A 20277-nucleotide genomic window follows, 5' to 3' on the forward strand; every position below is an offset into this window, starting at 1 on the left:
AAAGAAACAAAAGTGTAACAAATGGAGAGGTCAATACTCTTGTCTCAAATATGAGATGGGTAGCTCTCATAAGGTATAAAACGCCAGCAGTTTCGGGGCGTTATGTAAGAATGAAAAACAGTTAGTAATCTTAATCATAATTAAAACAAATGATCGAAAGTAAAGTAAATAAAGAGCTGGAGAGAAAAATTGATCTGTATGTAAATGGAAAGCTAAATGCAGACGAAACAGATGAGCTATGGGCAGAATTAGTTCAGGATCAATATTACCTGGATTACATGAAAAGCGTAGCAAATATTAAAGCTGTATTAGACAGGAATAAACAAACTCAGCCTTCCGCAAAAATTTATTCCTTACCAAATGTTATGCGTTATGCGGCAGCTGCAGCAGTTATCATTGTTGCCGGTGTTATTGGTGTGATGAATTATGAGACAACCAGTAACCTGGCAGTAGGTCCTGTTGACCAGATCGGTCTTGATGTGGTTCGTAGTGCAGATGGCATATCGGAAACAGTAGAAAGTGAAGTGATCAGAGAAGCTATTAAACTGGCTACAGACGGTGAGGTCAATGAAGCTATTACCATACTTCAAAATGAATTGCAGACAACAGATGATTCTCAGCTTAAGGCTGAACTTGCTTTGAGTCTGGGTTCTATACAGTATAACAATGGTCAATATCAGGAATCTATTGACAGCTTTGAAATGGTGATCACTCAAAAACAGATCGATGTCCTCACATTGGAGAAGGGCTATTGGTTCCTGGGTAACTCCTACTTTCAAATGGATAGGCTGGAAGAAGCAGAAGAAGCCTTTAAAAACGCTTATGCTTTAAATGGTGCGTACAGCCGAGTAGCTAAAACTTATGTAGATGCCTTAACGACTGCCGGCCGGTAACATTTATTTATATACAGCTCTGTATTTAACTAACAATTAGTTTTCAGTTAATATTGGAAAAGGAGCTTTTGGAAATTTCAGAAGCTGCTTTTTTGATAAGCAGTATAGCTCAAAAATACTGTAGATAGCGCGAGAAGAGAAACGATAAATAAAAGCCCGTCTTTTTTCTGGGTGATAGGTGATGGATTTCCGATCATCATATAAGCGCCCCAAAAATGCGGATTTGCATTGGCAGATCTAAGCTGATTCAATTTTGCCATGCGAATAGATTCACTTTTAGTGTGTCCTTCATTTAGATAGGAATACAGGTCGGTAGCAAATTCAGATGCTATTTTGTCATTAACAGACCACAAATTAAGGGCTAAGCTTTTGGCTCCTGCATACCTTAACGCTCTGCTGATGCCCATGATACCACTCCCCTGAATATAGTTGCCGGATCCGGAGCTGCATGAATTCAGCATAATGAACTCACTGTTCAATGGAGTATCGAATAATTCGTAGGCGTACAGTGCCTGCTCCGAATCAAGGTCGGCATCTGCCTCAGGATTTTTTAAATAGATGGTAGAAAACAGAGGATTTTGCTCGGATACCTCACTGTGAGTAGCTACATGGACCAGCCTTGAATGTTCAACTGAATGTTTAAAGGCTTCTTTGGTGGCTTCATTTCCATTATATACCTCCTTTCTATTCAGGGAAGTTAGTGCACTTTCAATATTATTACTTTCTACGGTTGCGTAAGGCAACGAAGGAAGATCATTGATCGCGAAATCCTCAAAATTTGAGATCGAAAAGGCAGCGAAGTCGTTTACAAGCTTATTTTTTGAGGCCCGTCGGTTGCTATCAAACTCTTTGAGAGAGGTAAAGTACCTGAAGTGGTGATCTTCTAACATATACCGTGTACTCCCATAACTTATCGGTGAATCAGGAGCACGGGTTGGAAGTACTTCTAAAGGAATCCTGTAAAGATAGTTATCAGGTATTATTGTGATAAGCTTAGTATGATCGGGAATCTCTAAATTCAGGAAATTATAAAGCCCATGCAGCTCTTCGAGGTTGGTGAATCCTGAAGCCAGATCATCAGCTACAGAATTAAATTGCTGCTTAATTTCGGTTTCAAAAGGTAAAGCCTTAATTTTTATGTCGTTCATTGTGACTTGAGATACATAAAGCTTATCTCCGATTTCTGTAAAATGCAGGACCAATTCGTTGGGGTTTATTGAGCGCTGCAGTTTCCACAAGGAGGGAAGGCTGTTTTCTTTGTCGAGCTCAACCTTAGACAAAATCTGTTCTCTTTGAGCCGAAACCTGATCCATTTGTCTTTTTATCTCGAAACGGTCAGAACCAGAGGCATTCAAATACTTGTTTCTTAAGTTTTGTAGCCTATCGGAAAGTAATTTTTCTTCAGCCAGATCTTCTTCAGTAAGTTTACTGGCTTTCACTAAGGGACTGTTATAAAGAGAGGCATCATTGATCGTTTTGAATTGTTCAAGCGTGGTTAGCGCATTATGGAGCTCATTTTCTTCCAGATATAATTTCAAAGCCAATTGAAAAGCATCCAGATACTCATCCTCAATAGTCCAAAAACCTTGTTGGGAATCGGTGTTATTCTTGGCACGATCAATGACCTGTGTGACAACCGGCTGTATATCTTCTATAGCCTGTCTGTTATCATTATTTTTTGACAGGAAGTCTGCCTTAACGGTGAAATATTTAACCAAAAGCTCAAAATCCAGGTTATCTTTTGGATAAAGACTGATCTCTTTAAGACTTGCTTCTGCTTCATCAAGTTCACCATTTTTGAGGTTTATAGCCGCCAGATTTACCAGTGCATCTATGTAATTAGGAGTATCCGATTTGGATAGGGAGAGATTTTTTGATTCCTCAAATACATTATGTGCTGTATTTAGGGAATCGATCTTTAGTAAAATGTACCCCTTTTCTAGTAACAGGTCGATGTACATATCATAATCTGAGGTTTTATTTAGTTCACTTTCTGCCAAGGAGATAAATTTTAATGCCTGATTGTGATCTTTAAGAGTATTCCAGTAAAAAGAGGCTAAGTAGAAATCAATAAAAGCAATTTCCGTTTGATCACCGTTTTTTCTCGCTAAATCTTTAGCAAGTTCAAAGTAGTACATGACCGAGCTTACATCTTTAATTGATGTATAGTAGCTCATTAAATTCCGGTAGATGGTAAGTTTACTTTTATAACTTTCAATGTCTTGGTTTAATGCTCTAAGCTGAAAGTTTAGGTATCTATTTGATTCACCAATCTTTAAATAATTGATTCCTAAATTTGTAAAGAGTTCGTACTGTTTTTCAAAAGTTTCAAAGTTTTTGTAGAGATCTTCGTAGACTCTTATTGATTCATGATATTTACCTAGAGAAAAGAGATAAGCACCTTGTCTTGACTTTATTTCATTAATTTGATTATTGAATCCAAGAAAATCTGCTAGGGGTAAAGAATATTCCCTTTGTATCTTTAGTGATTTATCATACTGACCAAATATGTAATACGTGAAATCAATGAAGCCATATATTCTCAGTTTGTAGTATGTATTGGGTAAAATATTATTTTGAAGGAAGTCTAAAGAAAGTTTTTCAACAACATTATCATTTTGTAATAAAAACGAAGCACGAATAATGTTTGATATGACTAAAGAGTACTCAAGGTCGTCTTTATTTAGTCTATTAAGATATTCGGACCAGATATTGACAGCTTCTTCTAAGTAATCATTTGGGTATAAATTTGAATACTCTGTATTCATTAATAATAAAAAATGAATCAGATGATTTTCATCATAGGCAAGTATATCTGAACTTATTTCAGATTCTAATTCCTTTAAAATGGGTTGATAATCTTTCGGCAAAAATGCGTCAATATAGTTGCCAATATTGAAAGCATCAGAATTTAAATCATCACATGAAATTGAATCAAATTGATCTTTATAATGTGACTCTGACAACAATCCAACAGTTTTTTTTACTAATTGAAGGCGCTGACAATCAATGGATGCTATCTCACCTAAAGCCCAGATATATAACTGTTCATTATCATCATTCTGTAATTCGTTAACATAATGTTCTACCTGTGTCGCTGTTTTTTCACTTACGCTCACCGAATCAGAAATCAGAAAAAAAGAAATGATCAAATATAAAATGATCAAAGTTGGCCCTTTTGTTTTTTTATAAACATACTGAATTAGTGAATATTAATCAGGACGTTCTACGATGGGTTTGACGTCAGCACCGCCGGAAAACACGCTGTTGTCAGGGGCATTGGTTATGGTCTCAGGCTGCTTGGCCAGTTCCTCGGTCAGGGAGGCGTCGGTCACGGAGGCGCATCCGAATGAGAGGGCAACGATGGATAACAGGGCAATGGTTGATTTAAGTGATTTCATGGTAGTAGGATTGATATGGTTTAAGAGAGATATTGAAATTAGTCTGAAGTTTTAATCAGGACGTTCTACGATGGGTTTGACGTCAGCACCGCCGGAAAACACGCTGTTGTCAGGGGCATTGGTTATGGTCTCAGGCTGCTTGGCCAGTTCCTCGGTCAGGGAGGCGTCGGTCACGGAGGCGCATCCGAATGAGAGGGCAACGATGGATAACAGGGCAATGGTTGATTTAAGTGATTTCATGGTAGTAGGATTGATATGGTTTAAGAGAGATATTGAAATTAGTCTGAAGTTTTAATCAGGACGTTCTACGATGGGTTTGACGTCAGCACCGCCGGAGAATACGCTGTTGTCAGGGGCATTGGTGACGGTTTCAGGTTGCTTGGCCAGTTCTTCGGTCAGGGAAGCGTCGGTCACGGAGGCGCAACCGAATGAGAGGGCAACGATGGATAACAGGGCGATGGTTGATTTAAGTGATTTCATGGTAGTAGGATTGATTATTCGAGTTATATGTAAATTATTGGTTAAGTACAGGAGTATAACTGCTCTTCATTGTTACAAATTTATATTTGAGGGATTATTTGCTAAATAAGCGTTCAATTCCTCCAGTACATGAGTGACTTCTATACTTATTGTTACAGAATTAATCTAATTTTTAATATATATAGCTGCCACTAAAAGATTAAAATGAATTAATAATTCAAAAAAAATCAGTTATTATTGGAGGTGAATTCATTTTCTTAGATTTTATCTACAGAGCATCTTCTAACAAAATGAATGCTTACGTTGTAAGAATCTTAAAATTACTAGTTGGTAAGTTTGGCACAACAAAGAGTTGATTATTCAGAATTGGTTGAAGCGCTTCAGAAAGGAAATGAAGCCAAAGCAAGTGAACTTCTCTCCGAGGTGATACCAAGGCTGGAGGACTATCTGCAAGTGGTGATGAGTGCTGAAGAGAATGCAGCAAAGGAATGTGTGCAGCAGGCTTTCCTGGATGTATTTGAACAGATTAGGAAGAATAACATCAAAAACAATAAATACATATTCAGTTATCTCATCAAGTCATGCAGGCACGAATATATTCGGTATGTCAAGAGAGAACATAAGTTTGAGTACGATGAGGAGTCTTTCAATGAGATATACGAGCCTGAGGAGCAGTTTCAGAACCTTCTGGATAAAGAGAGACAACGAATACTGGAGGAGTGCCTGGATGAGCTCAGAAAGAAGTCAAGAGAGTTTATAGTTTACTTCATGGATCGCCCGGATGCCAGCACAGACGATGCTGTGGAAGAATTTGACATATCAAATGCAAACGTAAGGACGAAAAAACACAGGATCTTAAGCCGTCTTCATCATTGTTTTAAACGCAAATCAAATCAGTGATCAAAAGTAAATTTTAAATCCGTTAGCTGTGATCTGAAAATTTTCGGGATTATTTATGACCTCTTTAGTGAGAGGAGAATGCATAAGATACAAGATCGCATCAAAGACTAAGAGAAAGCCTTCCTGCAATATGAGTGATTTTCCATAGCCCTGAAGTCTGTCTGAATTCTTTCTAAGACCTCTTTCCCAAAACCAGGCACCTGCTGCTATGTATCCGAAGTCAAGACCGGCATTGAATAGCAGGATCTTGTCAAGATTTTGTAATTCGGTTACCGTCTCTGAGTAGCTAAGAAAAGAAGGGTCTGATTGCCCCAGATTATATAAGGCAAAACCTGCAATGCCCAGATTTACAACGTTCCATCCGGCGTTCATCTGATGAAAATATTTAGTGTCATTCTCGCTCAGAAAATACCCCGTGGAGCCTGAAATAAGATTCAATGTTGCCCAGCTACCGAGTAAAATCATACCTTTTTTTGGAGATCGTATGATTTCTGCGCGTAATTTTGAGCATCAAAAGTGCCATTTTGTGCTTGTAACAGATCGGGCAATAGCACTAAAACGAAGACTATAATCAGTGTGAAGACGGCTGAATTTTTAATGTAACGCATTTTGACAATTGACTATATGATCGTGGAAATATTAATTACCTCTTGATCTACGATAGCATAGATCATCTCATTTTGAGAGGGTTTAACTAAAAAAGTACCTGTAAATGTACCAAAAGCCGGGAGAAGTATTTTTGACTCACCAACAAAATAACAGGGAGTGTAGATGCTTTGTCGCCCCTTGGTTTTTAATTTGACTGCTGGATGAATATGACCCGATACCGAAAAACTGCCTTTATCAGCAGCATCTTGTTCATCGTGCATAAACGTAAAAGGACCGACCTTATAGGTGTTTACACATTCTAAGCCGGTTTTTTCAAATTCGTGTTGTGAAATGATATCGTGATTGCCGAGAGTTAGAATCATCTCAATTTCTGCATTTGCTTTTCGCCAGTCTTTAAAGTCTTCAAACTCGGCATTATACTGACTGTGAAAGAGATCACCGAGAAAAATGATCCTGGCAGGCTTAAGCTGTCTAATCAGCTTATTCAACTTCTGAATATTAGATGTATTTACAGATTGTGGTATCGCAATGCCGTGTTTTCTGAAGTGCCCCGATTTACCAAGATGCAGATCGGATACGACCAACGTATTTTGATCTCTCCAAAACAGCGCTTTTTCAGGTAAAAGCATCCAATTATGCTCCATTACTGTTATTTTGAGGCTGCCATCTAAGTTCATCAGGTATGTTTTTCTAACTGTTTTTGCATTTTTCGAATTCGGTCAATTAGCTTTTCAGAGCTTAGTTTTTCTCTGAGTCTGTCTACCATTATTGGAAAAGCGTAAGGTGTGAACCGTTCTGTTTGTTTAAATATAATCTCTTGTTCCGAGATCTTTTTAAGAGCTTTGCGAAGCCGGACCTCATCCAGCTGATAACTCATTACTTCATCAAAGGCTTGCTGAAGGAGGAGATGATCCGGTTCATATTCCGTAAAAACATCGAAAAAGAGGCTGCTTGACATCTGCAGATGCTTTTTTGTTTTAGCCTGTCCGGGAAAGCCCTTGAAAACCAATCCCGAGACCTGGCAAATCTCTCTGAATCTGCGTTTAGCCAATTCTGCACTGTTGATACTTGCCATGATGTCTTCAACAAGATCGTTGGTTGAAAAAAGGTTATTCTCAAGGGCCGCTTCAATTGGAATATCCTGATCTGAAAGTAACTCAAATCCATAATCATTCATGGCTATGGAAAATGTGATGGGGGTCATTTTTGAGATTCGGTGTGCGATCAGAGCGGACATTCCCTCATGTACATATCTTCCTTCAAAAGGGAAGAAAAATAGATGACAACCTTCCCGTGAAAATGATTTTTCTATAAGAAACTGATCCTGATCGGGGAGTATCGACCAATCGTTTTGAATTTTAAAAAGGGGCTCAAGTGCTCTGAGCTCAATATCGGAAAAGTCACCGGATACAGCCTGATGCATTTTTTTTCTTAAGATATGGGTCATATTTGAAGAAAGAGACATTCTGCCACCTAAGTAAGCCGGTACTTTGGATGATTTGCCTTTCGTTCTTTTTACATACACCGTCATTTCATTGATCTTAACCAGTTCCAGATTTCGTCCTGCAAACCAGAAAGTGTCTCCGGTATTGAGTTGAGCTATAAACCATTCTTCGACAGCCCCAAGGGTCTTACCGCTCAAGTATTTAACCCTGAGCATGGCATCACTTGCAATAGTACCGATGCTCATACGGTGCCGGCGAGACACTCTTCGGTCGTTGACTTTATAGAGCCCATTGTCTTCGATATCGACCTTTGAGTACTCATTGTACTGACTCAGAGATTTCCCACCCACTGTTATAAATTGAAGGATCGCTTCCCACTCTTTAATTGAAAGTGTCTGATAGGCGAAGGTGTTTTTGATCTCAGAAAAGGTTTCATCAGGATAAAACCCATCTGAAACAGCCAGTGTTACCAGATATTGAATTAACACATCATATGGTTTCAGTATAGGCTCCCGACTCTCCATTTCCTCTGTATTGATAGCGGATCTCAGTGCAGAAGCTTCAACCAGTTCGAGGGCATGCGTAGGTACAAAATATATCTTGCTGGTTGAGCCGGGTTGATGACCACTTCGTCCTGCACGCTGCATAAACCTGGCAACTCCTTTTGGACTACCTACCTGTATTACAGTTTCAACAGGACTGAAATCCACTCCAAGGTCAAGGCTTGAGGTGCAAACTACAGCTTTGAGCATTCCTTCGTGAAGCGAAGTTTCGACCCAATCCCTGACTTTACGGTCTAAAGAACCGTGATGAATAGCTATAGTTCCCGCGAGATCCGGTCGTGTTTCCAGCAAATTTTGGAACCATATCTCTGATTGGGCGCGGGTATTTGTGAAGATCAGCGTCGATCTGCTTTTATCAATGATAGGAAGGATCTTTGGAAGTAGTTTCAGTCCCAAATGCCCATACCAGGGAAAATTTTCAACTTTATCTGGAAGGATGGAAACAGCCTCGATATTCTTTTGAATACTAGCCTTAATGATGACTGAGTCTGATCCAGTTTCAGGACCGACTAATACCTCAAGTGCTTCATCTAGATTACCAATGGTAGCAGAGATGCCCCAAACAGAAAGATCAGGGCGAAGACTTCTCAATCGTGACAGGCCAAGTTCTGTTTGAATACCTCTTTTTGAACCAAGCAGTTCGTGCCATTCATCGACAATTACAGCATCCAGGTTTTTAAAATGACGTTTGTACTTCTTTTGAGCCATAAGGATGTGAACACTTTCAGGAGTGGTGATCAGCACCTCAGGCATTTTCCGATTCTGCTTTTGCTTAATGGATTGGGACACATCTCCGGTTCTTCTGCCGATCTCCCAGGGTATTCCCATATCATTGACAGATAGCTGGAGTGCTTTTTGAATATCTTTAGCTAAAGCTCGCAGTGGTGTGATCCAGAGTATCTTAAGACCGTTTTCCGATTTACTCTGATAATTTTCAGGGTTTTCATCGATCCATTTAATGAGGTTTGGCATCCAAAGCGCGAATGTCTTCCCACTTCCGGTTGGCGCGTTTAGTAGCCCATTTTTTCCTTCATGAAATGCATTCCATACTTTATGCTGGAAAGGGAAGATTTCCCATCCTTTAGAAGAAAACCAGTTTTTGATTATTTGGTGACCTTTGGAATCCAACTATAGCGTATTTTTTCTATTTGATGACTTAATTAAAACTGCATCAAAAACATTCAGTTTAATCAGATCCCAAGTATATATGCTACAGGCAATATCAGCAGACTTATAACGAGAAGAATTAGCCTGAATCGGGTTTTCACAAACATGGGATGAAAGAGTAGTCCAAAGGTAAGTGGTTTTTCATCGGTCATCCACTTATAATAGTGGTGACGATGAACCGCTCCCAAAGCCATGGTTACATGTCCATGTAGAATGGTAAGCATAAAAGGAGCTGAGAACAAAAGAGCTCCCACATATTTAAGATATGTATCAATTCCTAATAGTCCTGCAGACAAATGATACGGCCATGCAAAGAGAACGATCATTGGTACAGCGAGAATCCAGTTAATCATGGCAATACGCTTGTAATTGGATTCATTGAGCTCAGACATGATTTCAATCAGTCATATTTAGTTAAATTTGGGAAGCTATAAGCATTTCGATTTCACGGTACGGCATATCGAACATGTTGGCCAAAGATTTCTTGGTAATATTATTTTTGTAGGCATATGTGCCATTTCTCAGTGCAACATTTTCCCACAGACATTCTTTTATACCGCCTGCATCGCCAATGGATAAAATATATGGAACCAACACATTGTTAAGTGCATAGGTTGCTGTTCTTGGCACGTTGGCGGGAATGTTAGGTACACAGTGATGAATTACCTCATGCTGAGAATAAACAGGGTTAGAGTGCGATGTTTGGCGGCTTGTGGCTACACACCCACCCTGATCGATAACTGTGTCAACAACTACGCTGCCCGGCTTCATGCCGGCGATCATTTCTTCGGTCACCCAGCATGGGGAACGCTCTCCCTCAGCCATGGCGGCTCCAATAATAACGTCTGCAAATTTAAGTGCAGAATTCAAATATTGATGATTTGCGACCGCTGTAATTATTCTTCGGTCCAAAGCATTTTCAAGTCTTCTTAAAGCCGTCAAGTCCGTATCCATAACAAAAACCTGTGCTCCATAGCCCAAGGCTGTTCGGGCTGCGTATTCACCGGTTATTCCGGCTCCCAGAATAACGACTGTAGCAGGTGGCACTCCGGATATACCGCCCAGCATAATTCCCTGACCACCACTCATGCTTTCCAGATAATGTGAGGCTATTTGAACGGCCATGGATCCGGTTATTTCGTGCATCATTCGAACAATAGGGAACTCTTTATCTTCACCCCGAATATATTCATATCCAATTCCGGTAATAGATTTCTTTGCAAAGGTCTCGAGGTATTTTTTAGTTTGACTGCCAATATGTAATGCAGAAATAACCGACTGATTTGGCTGCAAGTATTCAAATTCTTCTTCTATTAGAGGGGCAATTTTCAGAATGAGTTCAGATTTTTTGAACACATCTTCGCTGCTATAGGCAATTTCAGCTCCCGCATCCGAATATTCCCGATCAGAAAAATTAGCGGCATTACCTGCTCCGTTCTCAATAAAAATTTCATGCCCATTTGCCCTCAATACAGAAACTCCACCCGGTGTCAGCGACACCCTTCGTTCATCATATGAGATCTCTTTAGGTAAGCCGATCTTAAGGGATACCTTGCTTTTGGAGCGGATCAAATGCTTCTCAAGTGTCTTTAACCCTATTTGTTCAGTATCAAGTGGTTTTATATCCATCTGGTGTAGGCTATCGGTGATTTTTCCGAAGATAGGCAAAATTGATGAACAGTGAGAGTATCAGAATGAATAAGGACGCGGTACTACTAATTAAGTAAGGATGATTTATTCTCCGATCATTTCTCGAAATTTAGCTTCATCAAGAACAGGAACTCCCAGCTTATTTGCTTTATCAAGTTTACCGCCCGCAGATTCGCCTGCTAAAACAAAATCCGTATTACCACTTACGGAAGATGAGGTCTTTCCACCATGTTTTTCGATCAGGTCTGAAGCTTCTTTTCGGGTATAAGTAGGGAGTGAGCCGGTTAGTACAATTTTTTTTCCATTAAAGATATTGGAAACCAGTTCTTCCTCTTCCTGCTCAAACTGAAGGCCATGATCTCTAAGTCTGTTAATTATCTGTTGGTTCTTTTCAGTCTTAAAAAAGGACACTACAGATTCAGCAATTCTGGGTCCTATTGAATCAACTGCTTCAAGATCTTCCTGGTTTTGTGATTGAAGATTTTCCATAGTCTTAAAAGCTTTGGCAAGATCTTTTGCGACCGTCTTCCCCACAAAACGAATTCCTAAGGCGTAGATAACCCTTTCAAAGGGCTGTTTTTTGCTTTTTTCTATGGCTTCGATCAGATTTTGAGCACTCTTTTCGGCCATTCTTTCAAGTTCTATGATATGATCTTTTTCCAGTTCGTACAGATCGGCAAAAGTTTGGATCAGACCGGCCGATACCATTTGGTCAACGACAGATTCACCAAGGCCTTCAATATCCATGGCATCACGTGAGGCAAAATGTTCAATTCGAATGCGAACTTGTGGGGGACAAGTGGGATTGATACATCGCCAGGCCACTTCGTCCTCGTATTTGATCAGTTCTGAACCGCATGCTGGGCAGTCTTGTGGGAATATAAATGGTGGATTTCTGTCTTCTCTGTCGGGATCAACAACACTAATGACCTGTGGTATGATCTCACCGGCCTTTTCAACCACTACGGTATCACCAATGCGGATGTCTTTACGCTGAATCTCGTCTTCGTTGTGCAAAGAGGCGCGTTTGACCGTAGTGCCGGCCAATTCAACAGCTGCAAGTTCTGCAACCGGAGTAATAGTCCCAAGACGGCCAACCTGCAGTGTAATATCATTTACAGTTGTAGTAGCCTGTTCTGCTTCAAATTTGTAAGCGATAGCCCAGCGCGGAAATTTTGATGTTGTACCTAATTGATCACGTAGGTGACTCTGGTTGACCTTGATGACCACACCGTCAGTTTCATAGGGTAGTTTGTGACGAAGTTCATCCCATTCTTTTATGATGGAATGCACCTCATCGATTTCGTAACAAATACGATAATGTTCGGAAACCGGTAGTCCGAACTCTTGCAACATTTTGGCCTTACGATATTGAGTCATGGAATCATCCTCACCGTCTAAGAGCATATCAAATGCGAAAAAACGGATTGGGCGCTGAGCAACAGCTTTGGGATCCTGCATTTTCAGGGAGCCTGCCGTTGAATTTCTTGGGTTGGCAAACACATTGAGTCCTTCCTCCTCACGGCGTTCATTCATCTTGGCAAAGGCTTCTCGTTCCATATACGCTTCACCTCGCACTTCAACCACATCGGGGGCATCTCCGGATAACTCCAGGGGAATATCCTGAATGGTCTTCAGGTTATTGGTGATGTCATCCCCCTGTTGGCCGTTACCGCGGGTGGCACCAAGAACGAGTGTGCCATTTTCATATCTGAGGCGAATAGAAGCACCATCAAATTTTAACTCGACCATATAATTGTAATTATCATGCCCCAGGATCTTTTTAACCCGTGCGTCAAAGTCATTAAGATCCTCTTCGTTATAGGTATTATCCAGGCTAAGGAGTGGAACCGGATGTTTCACCGTTTCAAAATTTGATGAGACATCACCACCAACACGCTTGGAGGGAGATTCAGGGGCATGAAGGTCAAATTCATCCTCCAGTTTTTGGAGCTCATTCAGTTTTTCATCAAACTCTTTATCGCTGATAAAAGGAAGGGCTTCCTGATAATAGGCCTGATTAGCTTTGTTAAGTAGTTCGCGTAGTTCCTCTACTCGTTGTTTAGCTTCACTCTTATTCATGAATAATGGGATACTAAAATCTTATAACGTATTCAGTGCTATCCGGAGCTCCAATATCTAGTGGAAACTCTGCAGGTGCCGGTTCAAGATATCTTGGCTGATTTAACACAGATCTTGTGATCAGAATTGCATTGAATGTCTGATCAAAATAAGACTGACGGGGATTTTCAATGATGTGTCCGTTAAAAAGTAAAAGCATACGACTATATTGCCCATCCACCAACAAGCTGTCGCTGAATTCGAAATTGAAAGCGTCACCCTGTTCCATCCAGAACGGATTGGTTTTCCAGTTAAAATCACTTGTCACTCTTACCGGTTCCAGTTTATCAAAAGCAGCGTAAACTGTTACAGTCAGCGTATCGCCCAGGGTTACTGGAGCATCATCAGGAGTATCCTGTGGCCGGTTCATTGTCTCAGGATCTTCATCTTCAGCTGGGATATTCTCGGCTGTAGGAATTTGTGAATCTTCTTGTGGAGCTGAGGGCTGAACTGTCTCCACCTGAGGCTCGTCAGCTTCTTCACTGCTGAATGCTGATGACAGACTATCCCAATAGAAAATTGTGACCAATAGGGCGACCACTAAAATAACAAGGAAAGATATGACCACCCACAAATTGGAATGTTGCCTAACGGAAGAGAACTTTTTGCCCATATCAGCCCAGTTGACAGAGTGCACATCAGTTGCCGGAGAGGGCTTTGTTCTCGGAGGACCAGAGACCGATTTAGGGTCTTTTTTTTCTTCTTTATCTATTGTTTCAGATTTCTCAGAATCTATATTATCGATCTCATGATATACCTCATCCGGTTTTTTGGTATCTGCCAGTAGGCTGCCGGAATAGGTTCCCGCTTCTAGCTCATTTAAAGCCTGAACGATCTCCGAATCCTCAATGCCAAGTACTTTGGCATAACTTCTCACAAAACTTCGGATATACGTTTTGGTTTCTCCAGAATCAGTGAATATGGAACCGTCTTCAATACTTTTTAGCGTCAAAAGCGGAATTTTAATTTCATTTTGTATATCCTCTAAAGAGAGGTTTTGTTTTTTGCGAATGAAGGCAAGATCTTTTCCGAGAGACATATATTCCAATTTAAGTCCTAAACAATATCTGAGAGAAGCTAAGTAATATATTGTGTTAGGAAAAGCAAACTTTTGCCTTAAATAAAGAGGGAAGAAACATGAATATTATAAGGTTTAAAGAAGGGTTGATGGAAGTACTGTTTCCAAAAGTTTGCGTGGTTTGCGGGCACAGTTTATCCACGAATGAAAACGTGATTTGTGTGGAATGTTTGCACTCAAAATTTGAAGAAACAGTGCCTAATGGATCGGCTACTTCACAGGGAGTTCTTTTGCCTGAGGGAATCAATTTACAACATGCACTCTGGACTTTTGATAAAGGTGGGTACCTGCAAGATCTACTTCATCAGTTAAAATATCATCGAATTACAGGGGTTGGTGAAGATATTGGCAGACAGCTCGGGAAAAGTATGGAGGCAAATCCATTGCTGGAAGAATTTATACACAAAGAACGCTATCTGCTTCCGGTTCCCCTTCATTCCAAAAAGAGAAGAATAAGGGGATATAATCAGGCTTATTATATTGCAAAAGGGATCTCTCATGTAATCGGCGGTAATATAATACCTAAAAAGGCGGTTCTGCGGATTAAGAATACGAAAACTCAAACCGGATTCTCCCTCATAAAACGCCGAAATAACATTGAAAATGCCTTTAAGGTGATCACTCAAAACATGGTTAAGGGAAAGAATATCATAATAGTAGACGACGTTTTTACCACAGGCTCAACAACGTTCGAATTAGCTTCTGTGCTTAAGGCGTCAGGATGTGAAAAAATTGCGATTGTTACCATAGCTCAAGCATGAAACAGTGCATTATTAAGGGTATATTTGATGCATGGAAAATTTTGAAAGAGGACGCAATGAGTGGCAGATGCTCGAATTACCGCGTGGTATCACTACGTCAGAAGGAAACTGGTATCATATCACCAGAGAAGAAATTGAAAAATATGTGCCGGGCCTGTTAAAGAAATACTCCGTTGAAAAAATTATCGAAGAAGCTGATGCCTGGGTCAAAAGCTCGGATGGGTTGGCTCTTATGCTGTACTTTATTCTTGTTTACGCCAGTGTGAATCCATTGGTAGCAACGGGTATTACTCTTGTCTTTTATTTTTTATGGTTCTTCAATACCAGTGTATTGGTGAATGTTACAGCTACACCGATCATAAAAGTTTTAAATAAAGATGGTTTTATTTACACCATTTCAGCCATATTTCTTATCGGAATGACTTTTGATGATGTGATTGCCGGTTTAGGAGTTTCAGTTGATCTCAGTGCAGTTTGGTATGGTTTGGGACTATTTTTTTTGTACAAAGTTGGATTACTCAGAATGCTGTTAAACTTTCTTAGAAGTAAATTTTACGAGAAAAAAAGGGTTCCCAAACAAGATCGTGTATTGAACATGCTACTGATCAGATATGGTATGAAGGAAGGATGTCTGACAGGTAAGATTCAGGAAATGGAGAAAGAGTTTATCCGAGTTGTTAACTATCATAAAACTAAAGAGAAAAAATAAGCATTTGCAGAATTTACCTATGAGGCAATTATTTTTTATCCGCCACGGCGAAACGGACAACAATAAAGCAGGAATTATTCAAGGAAGAAGTATAGACGCTCCCATAAATGAGGTTGGTCGCAGACAAGCGCAGGCTATCAGAAAGGCTCTTGAACCTTTTGATATTCACAGAATGATTGCCAGCGGTTTGAGGAGAACCCACGAAACACTTCAGCCTTTAGCCAGCGAAAGAGAGCTGGTGGTAGAGAAATATTCTGAACTTGATGAGATCAACTTCGGAGTTTTGGAAGGGCAATCATTTAAAGAGATACAGGGTGATGTGCTGGAGGTTCATGAACAATGGAAATCCGGTAATGTGAAATTTGCACCAAGTAACGGTGAATCGCCAATGGAGGCTTTTAATCGCGCCAATAAAAAAGTTTCAGAAGTTCTAGAGGATACACAAAATGAGAACATAGTTTTCATGATCCATGGAAGACTGACTAGGATCCTCCTATCTGAATGGCTGGGTCACGGATTGAAGAATATGCATGAGATCGAACATCAGAATGGTGCTATAAATCATTTAAGCTGGAGCGCAGGTTCATTTAAGGCTGTTCGGCTCAATGTAACGGATCATTTAACTGAACTCGTTTAAATCATCATCAATCTTTACTAATCGAACTGTTATTAATTGCTTATCTTTTCAGGCTGTAAGAACCATTTTAATCAGCTTCTTGTTTTTGGCTTTCTAATGATAAATGAATTAAAAAAGTATGAGTGAAAAAGTAAGATCCATGTTTGCAGATATAGCCGATGATTATGATCGGATCAACAGTGTGCTGTCATTTGGAGTACATCATGCATGGAGAAAAAAGGCCGTTTTGGAAAGCGGTGCTCACGAAGGGGATCATGTTTTGGATTGTGCCACAGGAACCGGTGATCTGGCTATCGAGTTCAAAAAAACAGTAGGAGACTCAGGCTATGTATTAGGAACTGATTTCTGTGCCCCTATGATAGAACCTGCTCCGGCAAAAGCTGAAGAAGCGGGATTGACCATTGATTTTGAAGTGGCTGATGCCATGAATCTGCCTTATGATGAGAACAAATTTGATATAGCGAGTATCGCTTTTGGGATCAGAAACGTAGATGAACCTGTAACGGCACTGAAAGAGATGGCCCGCGTCGTAAAACCGGGTGGGCGTGTTGTGGTTTTGGAATTTGGCCAGCCAAGAGGCCTTATGAAATTTCCTTACGAATTATACAGTCAGCATATAATGCCGGCCATAGGCGGATGGCTAAGTGGAAACAGAGAAGCCTATACTTACCTGCCGAGAACCAGTGCCAAATTCCCGGCCGGGGATAAATTCCTTTCACTTATGGATGAATCCGGTGCTTTTGAAAGCCGGAGAGCCGTAAGATTGACGGCCGGAATTGCATACGTTTATGTAGGAGTGGTTCAGAAATAGTATATTCTTGACCTAAACAAAAAAATATAGTTTCATGGATATAGAACAAATAAAGAAAATACTACCGCACCGCTATCCATTTTTATTGGTAGATCGTGTGCTTGAGGTCGACGCAGAAAGTATCAAGGCATATAAAAACGTAACCGCAAACGAGGAGTTCTTTAATGGACACTTTCCCGGTCAGCCAATTATGCCGGGGGTGTTGCAGGTTGAGGCTTTGGCTCAGGCAGGTGCAATTATGTTGATGTCTCAGTCAGAGGACCCCGAAGAAACCCTAATGGTGTTTACGGGGATCAGTAAATGTAAATTCAGGAAACAGGTGGTTCCGGGAGACCAGCTGATGCTTGAGGTGGAATTAGGTAGTAAAAAAAGAAACTTCGTAACCATGACCGGCAAAGCTACCGTTGACGGTAAAGTTGCCTGCGAACTTGAAGCTTCCGCTGCTCTTGTATCACGGGAGAAAGTATGAGTACCCAAAAATCTGCTGACAAGCCTGCAAAAGTAACAACTCAAACCGTTGTTGATATGAAGGCCAAAGGGGAAAAGATAGCCATGCTTACGGCCTACGATTTTACTATGGCACAGATCATAGATCAAGCCGGTATTGAGATCATTTTAGTGGGTGATTCTGCCAGTAACGTTATGGCAGGCCATGAGACTACAGTTCCAATGACTCTTGATCATATGATCTATCACACATCCTGTGTGGTTCGAGGAGTTGACAGGGCTTTGGTGATAGCTGACCTGCCATTCATGAGTTATCAGGTTACTACTAAAGAAGCATTGATCAGCGCAGGACGCGTGATGAAGGAAGCCGGTGCGCACGCTGTAAAACTTGAAGGCGGACAATACATTGTAGATACTGTAAAACGTATTGTAGATGCAGGCATACCTGTGATGGGGCATTTAGGACTTACTCCCCAAAGCATCTATAAATTTGGTACTTACAAAGTGAGGGCAACCGAAACGGAAGAGGCAGACGATCTTATCCGTGACGCGAAATTACTTGAAGAAGCGGGCTGCTTTTCATTGGTATTGGAAAAGATACCGGCTGAGTTGGCCGCGCGTGTAACTGAAGAATTATCGATACCAACAATAGGTATAGGTGCCGGACCATCATGTGACGGACAGGTTTTGGTCATTCATGACATGCTGGGTCTGAATAAAGAATTCAACCCAAGATTTCTGCGGCGTTATGCAGACATGAACTCTGTCATGACCAATGCAGTTCAAAATTATATCAAAGACGTTAAAAGTAAAGATTTTCCAAATAAAGACGAACAATACGCCGGATGAGCGACCCTAAAAAACCCTTCATTTTAGTATGTAATGACGATGGAATCTTTTCACCCGGAATCAAAGCTCTCGCAGAAGTAGCTTCGGAATTCGGTGATGTATACATCGTAGCTCCGGATAAGGAGCAAAGTGCTGTGGGACATTCAATCACAATTCAGGTTCCCCTCAGGTCAAGCAAATTCACCGTAGCCGGCAAGTTTGATGGAGAAGCCGTTAATGGCACCCCTGCGGATTGCGTAAAACTAGCTCACGGTCAGTTGCTTGATAGAAAACCGGATCTTGTGGTTAGTGGTATCAATCATGGAAGCAATGCCGGTATCAATATCATGTACTCCGGAACTGTGAGTGCGGCTACTGAGGGAACCATTCTTGGGTATCCCTCAATCGCAGTTAGCTGTACTGATTTTAGTGAAGATGCGAATTTAAGGGGCTGTCAGGAAGCCGCGAGACGGGTGATCGGTTTTGTCCTCAAGAATGGGTTGCCACGGGGAATCACCTTGAATGTAAATGCACCCGCGGGTGAATTCACAGATATCAAATGGACGCGTCAGGCTGATAGCCGTTACGTAGAAGAATACGAAAGCAGGGTAGACCCATTTGATCGAGCTTACTACTGGCTGACAGGTAAATTTGAACTGCTTGATGAGGGAAAAGATTCAGATATTCACGTTTTAAATAAAGGTTTGGCCTCAGTAACTCCTATACATTACGATCTCACGGCTTATCGATTGCTTGAAAACGTGGACGAAAGAAGCCTTAACGAGTAGTCAGTGATCATTTTCTGCAAGGCATTTTAGCAAATCAAACCAAAACTTTTCATACACTTTTTGACTTTCTTTATTCATTTGCAGATGCATTTGTGCTATATGTGATAGAGGAATCGTTTCAACATGATTAGCCCATTTTGCACTTTCTACGGAGACGAAGGTGTCATTTATCCCTTCCCTTTCAAATATTTGGTTATTCTGAAACTTAAGTACAGGATTTACAGAATGATTAGTGCCCTTACCAACCGCGGCACTGTAAGAATAATAAGAAACCTCGTCCAAATCAGGATTTTCAGGGTTGAAAACCTGGGTAGTATATTCAGCCGTAAGTTGTTCAAGAGAGCCAAGAGCATCACTTTTTATTTTCGGGTAGATATTATCGCCAAACCAATCAAACATAACGCTTAGTTTATCAGTAATAAGTTCGGGTGAATTTAAAATAAGATCAGCAAGCGCAGATCCGTGGTGGGGAGTAGCAATGGTGGTCAGGCTTTCGACTTTATCTGCTGCACCAAGGCTGGAAAGAGCGTAACGCATATCGAGTCCCCCCATGCTGTGGGAAACCACATTCACTTTTTCACATTTATACTCTGCGCAAAACTCATTGATCAAACGAACCCAATTTTCTGCCCGGGTCTGAATTCGCGCATAAGGAACAATATTTGGCGCAATTGCCGCGACTCCATGCCCCCTCAATTCCATACAGGGATCATTTAGGGGTCCTTTTTTTATAACTGATCCAATGGCTCCATATCCGTGACATAGAAAAACGGGGTGCTTAACTTTAATAAGTTCAGGCTGTGGAAACTCTTGAAGTTCGAACCGTTTAAGTAAATTATTTCGGTCTGGCATTTTTGTTTAATGAGTAAAGAGAGTATCTAGTTTTGGATCTGTTGTCAGTCGTAATGTACGAATGACGGTATCTTCGTGATACATGTAGATATGCATATCCCGTGAAGGAAATTTTACGATAGCGGGTACATCTACAT

At 40.7% G+C, this 20277-nt stretch carries 21 protein-coding genes; 9 read left to right on the top strand and 12 right to left on the bottom strand.

Annotation, left to right across the window (positions count from 1 at the left end):
* Positions 1-149 precede the first annotated feature (149 nt).
* Complete coding sequence (locus ACKGJO_RS01070; RefSeq protein WP_411321549.1) at positions 150-893, top strand: hypothetical protein; 744 nt, start codon at positions 150-152, stop codon at positions 891-893.
* A gap of 77 nt (positions 894-970) precedes the next feature.
* Here ACKGJO_RS01070 and ACKGJO_RS01075 read toward each other — a convergent pair whose 3' ends face one another.
* From ACKGJO_RS01075 to ACKGJO_RS01090, 4 genes are all read right to left on the bottom strand, one after another.
* Positions 971-4060, bottom strand: a complete 3090-nt coding sequence (locus ACKGJO_RS01075; protein WP_411321550.1) for a CHAT domain-containing protein — start codon at positions 4058-4060, stop codon at positions 971-973.
* Positions 4061-4105: 45 nt separating this feature from the next.
* On the bottom strand, positions 4106-4228 hold the full coding sequence (locus tag ACKGJO_RS01080) for a hypothetical protein (protein ID WP_411321551.1): 123 nt from the start codon (positions 4226-4228) through the stop codon (positions 4106-4108).
* A gap of 117 nt (positions 4229-4345) precedes the next feature.
* A complete protein-coding gene (locus ACKGJO_RS01085) occupies positions 4346-4468 on the bottom strand; it encodes a hypothetical protein (protein WP_411321551.1) in 123 nt (40 codons plus the stop codon).
* Between the two features lie 117 nt (positions 4469-4585).
* Complete coding sequence (locus ACKGJO_RS01090) at positions 4586-4708, bottom strand: hypothetical protein (protein ID WP_411321552.1); 123 nt, start codon at positions 4706-4708, stop codon at positions 4586-4588.
* 402 nt (positions 4709-5110) lie between these two features.
* Here ACKGJO_RS01090 and ACKGJO_RS01095 point away from each other — a divergent pair, with 402 nt between their 5' ends.
* Positions 5111-5674: an RNA polymerase sigma factor gene (locus ACKGJO_RS01095; RefSeq protein ID WP_411321553.1), complete on the top strand. Its 564-nt coding sequence runs from the start codon at positions 5111-5113 to the stop codon at positions 5672-5674.
* Here ACKGJO_RS01095 and ACKGJO_RS01100 read toward each other — a convergent pair whose 3' ends face one another.
* From ACKGJO_RS01100 to ACKGJO_RS01130, 7 genes are all read right to left on the bottom strand, one after another.
* Complete coding sequence (locus ACKGJO_RS01100; RefSeq protein ID WP_411321554.1) at positions 5675-6139, bottom strand: DUF6992 family protein; 465 nt, start codon at positions 6137-6139, stop codon at positions 5675-5677. It lies immediately after the preceding gene.
* A 155-nt stretch (positions 6140-6294) separates the two neighbouring features.
* Positions 6295-6960 carry a ligase-associated DNA damage response endonuclease PdeM gene (pdeM, locus tag ACKGJO_RS01105; RefSeq protein WP_411321555.1) on the bottom strand — a complete coding sequence of 222 codons (666 nt, stop codon included), beginning with the start codon at positions 6958-6960 and terminating at the stop codon, positions 6295-6297.
* Positions 6960-9419, bottom strand: coding sequence for a ligase-associated DNA damage response DEXH box helicase (locus tag ACKGJO_RS01110; RefSeq protein WP_411321556.1), 2460 nt, complete (start codon positions 9417-9419; stop codon positions 6960-6962). The genes pdeM and ACKGJO_RS01110 overlap by 1 nt, the downstream gene beginning before the upstream one ends.
* A gap of 62 nt (positions 9420-9481) precedes the next feature.
* On the bottom strand, positions 9482-9850 hold the full coding sequence (locus ACKGJO_RS01115) for a hypothetical protein (protein WP_411321557.1): 369 nt from the start codon (positions 9848-9850) through the stop codon (positions 9482-9484).
* A 22-nt stretch (positions 9851-9872) separates the two neighbouring features.
* Positions 9873-11087: an alanine dehydrogenase gene (locus ACKGJO_RS01120; RefSeq protein WP_411321558.1), complete on the bottom strand. Its 1215-nt coding sequence runs from the start codon at positions 11085-11087 to the stop codon at positions 9873-9875.
* 105 nt (positions 11088-11192) lie between these two features.
* The gene (ligA, locus tag ACKGJO_RS01125; RefSeq protein ID WP_411321559.1) at positions 11193-13190 is read right to left on the bottom strand and encodes an NAD-dependent DNA ligase LigA; all 1998 of its coding nucleotides are present in this window, start codon (positions 13188-13190) and stop codon (positions 11193-11195) included.
* 13 nt (positions 13191-13203) lie between these two features.
* On the bottom strand, positions 13204-14268 hold the full coding sequence (locus ACKGJO_RS01130; RefSeq protein ID WP_411321560.1) for a helix-turn-helix domain-containing protein: 1065 nt from the start codon (positions 14266-14268) through the stop codon (positions 13204-13206).
* A gap of 98 nt (positions 14269-14366) precedes the next feature.
* Here ACKGJO_RS01130 and ACKGJO_RS01135 point away from each other — a divergent pair, with 98 nt between their 5' ends.
* From ACKGJO_RS01135 to surE, 7 genes are all read left to right on the top strand, one after another.
* Entirely contained in the window at positions 14367-15068 is a 702-nt protein-coding gene (locus tag ACKGJO_RS01135) for a ComF family protein (protein ID WP_411321561.1), read from the top strand.
* Between the two features lie 31 nt (positions 15069-15099).
* On the top strand, positions 15100-15777 hold the full coding sequence (locus ACKGJO_RS01140; RefSeq protein WP_411321562.1) for a hypothetical protein: 678 nt from the start codon (positions 15100-15102) through the stop codon (positions 15775-15777).
* A gap of 19 nt (positions 15778-15796) precedes the next feature.
* Complete coding sequence (locus ACKGJO_RS01145) at positions 15797-16414, top strand: histidine phosphatase family protein (protein WP_411321563.1); 618 nt, start codon at positions 15797-15799, stop codon at positions 16412-16414.
* Between the two features lie 118 nt (positions 16415-16532).
* The gene (gene ubiE / locus ACKGJO_RS01150) at positions 16533-17225 is read left to right on the top strand and encodes a bifunctional demethylmenaquinone methyltransferase/2-methoxy-6-polyprenyl-1,4-benzoquinol methylase UbiE (RefSeq protein ID WP_411321564.1); all 693 of its coding nucleotides are present in this window, start codon (positions 16533-16535) and stop codon (positions 17223-17225) included.
* 34 nt (positions 17226-17259) lie between these two features.
* A complete protein-coding gene (gene fabZ / locus ACKGJO_RS01155; RefSeq protein ID WP_411321565.1) occupies positions 17260-17694 on the top strand; it encodes a 3-hydroxyacyl-ACP dehydratase FabZ in 435 nt (144 codons plus the stop codon).
* On the top strand, positions 17691-18521 hold the full coding sequence (panB, locus tag ACKGJO_RS01160; RefSeq protein ID WP_411321566.1) for a 3-methyl-2-oxobutanoate hydroxymethyltransferase: 831 nt from the start codon (positions 17691-17693) through the stop codon (positions 18519-18521). The genes fabZ and panB overlap by 4 nt, the downstream gene beginning before the upstream one ends.
* On the top strand, positions 18518-19288 hold the full coding sequence (surE, locus tag ACKGJO_RS01165) for a 5'/3'-nucleotidase SurE (RefSeq protein WP_411321567.1): 771 nt from the start codon (positions 18518-18520) through the stop codon (positions 19286-19288). Before panB ends, surE begins: the two co-directional genes overlap by 4 nt.
* Here surE and ACKGJO_RS01170 read toward each other — a convergent pair whose 3' ends face one another.
* Positions 19289-20140, bottom strand: coding sequence for a lipase family alpha/beta hydrolase (locus ACKGJO_RS01170; RefSeq protein ID WP_411321568.1), 852 nt, complete (start codon positions 20138-20140; stop codon positions 19289-19291). It lies immediately after the preceding gene.
* Positions 20141-20277: the final 137 nt, after the last annotated feature.

Origin of the sequence: Gracilimonas qinghaiensis (genome assembly GCF_046602855.1) — a bacterium.
Taxonomy (GTDB): domain Bacteria; phylum Bacteroidota; class Rhodothermia; order Balneolales; family Balneolaceae; genus Gracilimonas.

What these genes read in the sequence shown, in the direction of transcription:
- panB (WP_411321566.1), top strand. Translation starts at nt 17,691, where the DNA reads ATGAGTACCCAAAAATCTGCTGACAAGCCTGCAAAAGTAACAACTCAA.
- ligA (WP_411321559.1), bottom strand. Translation starts at nt 13,190, where the DNA reads ATGAATAAGAGTGAAGCTAAACAACGAGTAGAGGAACTACGCGAACTA.
- ACKGJO_RS01070 (WP_411321549.1), top strand. Translation starts at nt 150, where the DNA reads ATGATCGAAAGTAAAGTAAATAAAGAGCTGGAGAGAAAAATTGATCTG.
- surE (WP_411321567.1), top strand. Translation starts at nt 18,518, where the DNA reads ATGAGCGACCCTAAAAAACCCTTCATTTTAGTATGTAATGACGATGGA.
- ACKGJO_RS01140 (WP_411321562.1), top strand. Translation starts at nt 15,100, where the DNA reads ATGGAAAATTTTGAAAGAGGACGCAATGAGTGGCAGATGCTCGAATTA.
- ACKGJO_RS01135 (WP_411321561.1), top strand. Translation starts at nt 14,367, where the DNA reads ATGAATATTATAAGGTTTAAAGAAGGGTTGATGGAAGTACTGTTTCCA.
- ACKGJO_RS01145 (WP_411321563.1), top strand. Translation starts at nt 15,797, where the DNA reads ATGAGGCAATTATTTTTTATCCGCCACGGCGAAACGGACAACAATAAA.
- ACKGJO_RS01120 (WP_411321558.1), bottom strand. Translation starts at nt 11,087, where the DNA reads ATGGATATAAAACCACTTGATACTGAACAAATAGGGTTAAAGACACTT.
- ACKGJO_RS01130 (WP_411321560.1), bottom strand. Translation starts at nt 14,268, where the DNA reads ATGTCTCTCGGAAAAGATCTTGCCTTCATTCGCAAAAAACAAAACCTC.
- fabZ (WP_411321565.1), top strand. Translation starts at nt 17,260, where the DNA reads ATGGATATAGAACAAATAAAGAAAATACTACCGCACCGCTATCCATTT.
- ubiE (WP_411321564.1), top strand. Translation starts at nt 16,533, where the DNA reads ATGAGTGAAAAAGTAAGATCCATGTTTGCAGATATAGCCGATGATTAT.
- pdeM (WP_411321555.1), bottom strand. Translation starts at nt 6,960, where the DNA reads ATGAACTTAGATGGCAGCCTCAAAATAACAGTAATGGAGCATAATTGG.
- ACKGJO_RS01100 (WP_411321554.1), bottom strand. Translation starts at nt 6,139, where the DNA reads ATGATTTTACTCGGTAGCTGGGCAACATTGAATCTTATTTCAGGCTCC.
- ACKGJO_RS01170 (WP_411321568.1), bottom strand. Translation starts at nt 20,140, where the DNA reads ATGCCAGACCGAAATAATTTACTTAAACGGTTCGAACTTCAAGAGTTT.
- ACKGJO_RS01115 (WP_411321557.1), bottom strand. Translation starts at nt 9,850, where the DNA reads ATGTCTGAGCTCAATGAATCCAATTACAAGCGTATTGCCATGATTAAC.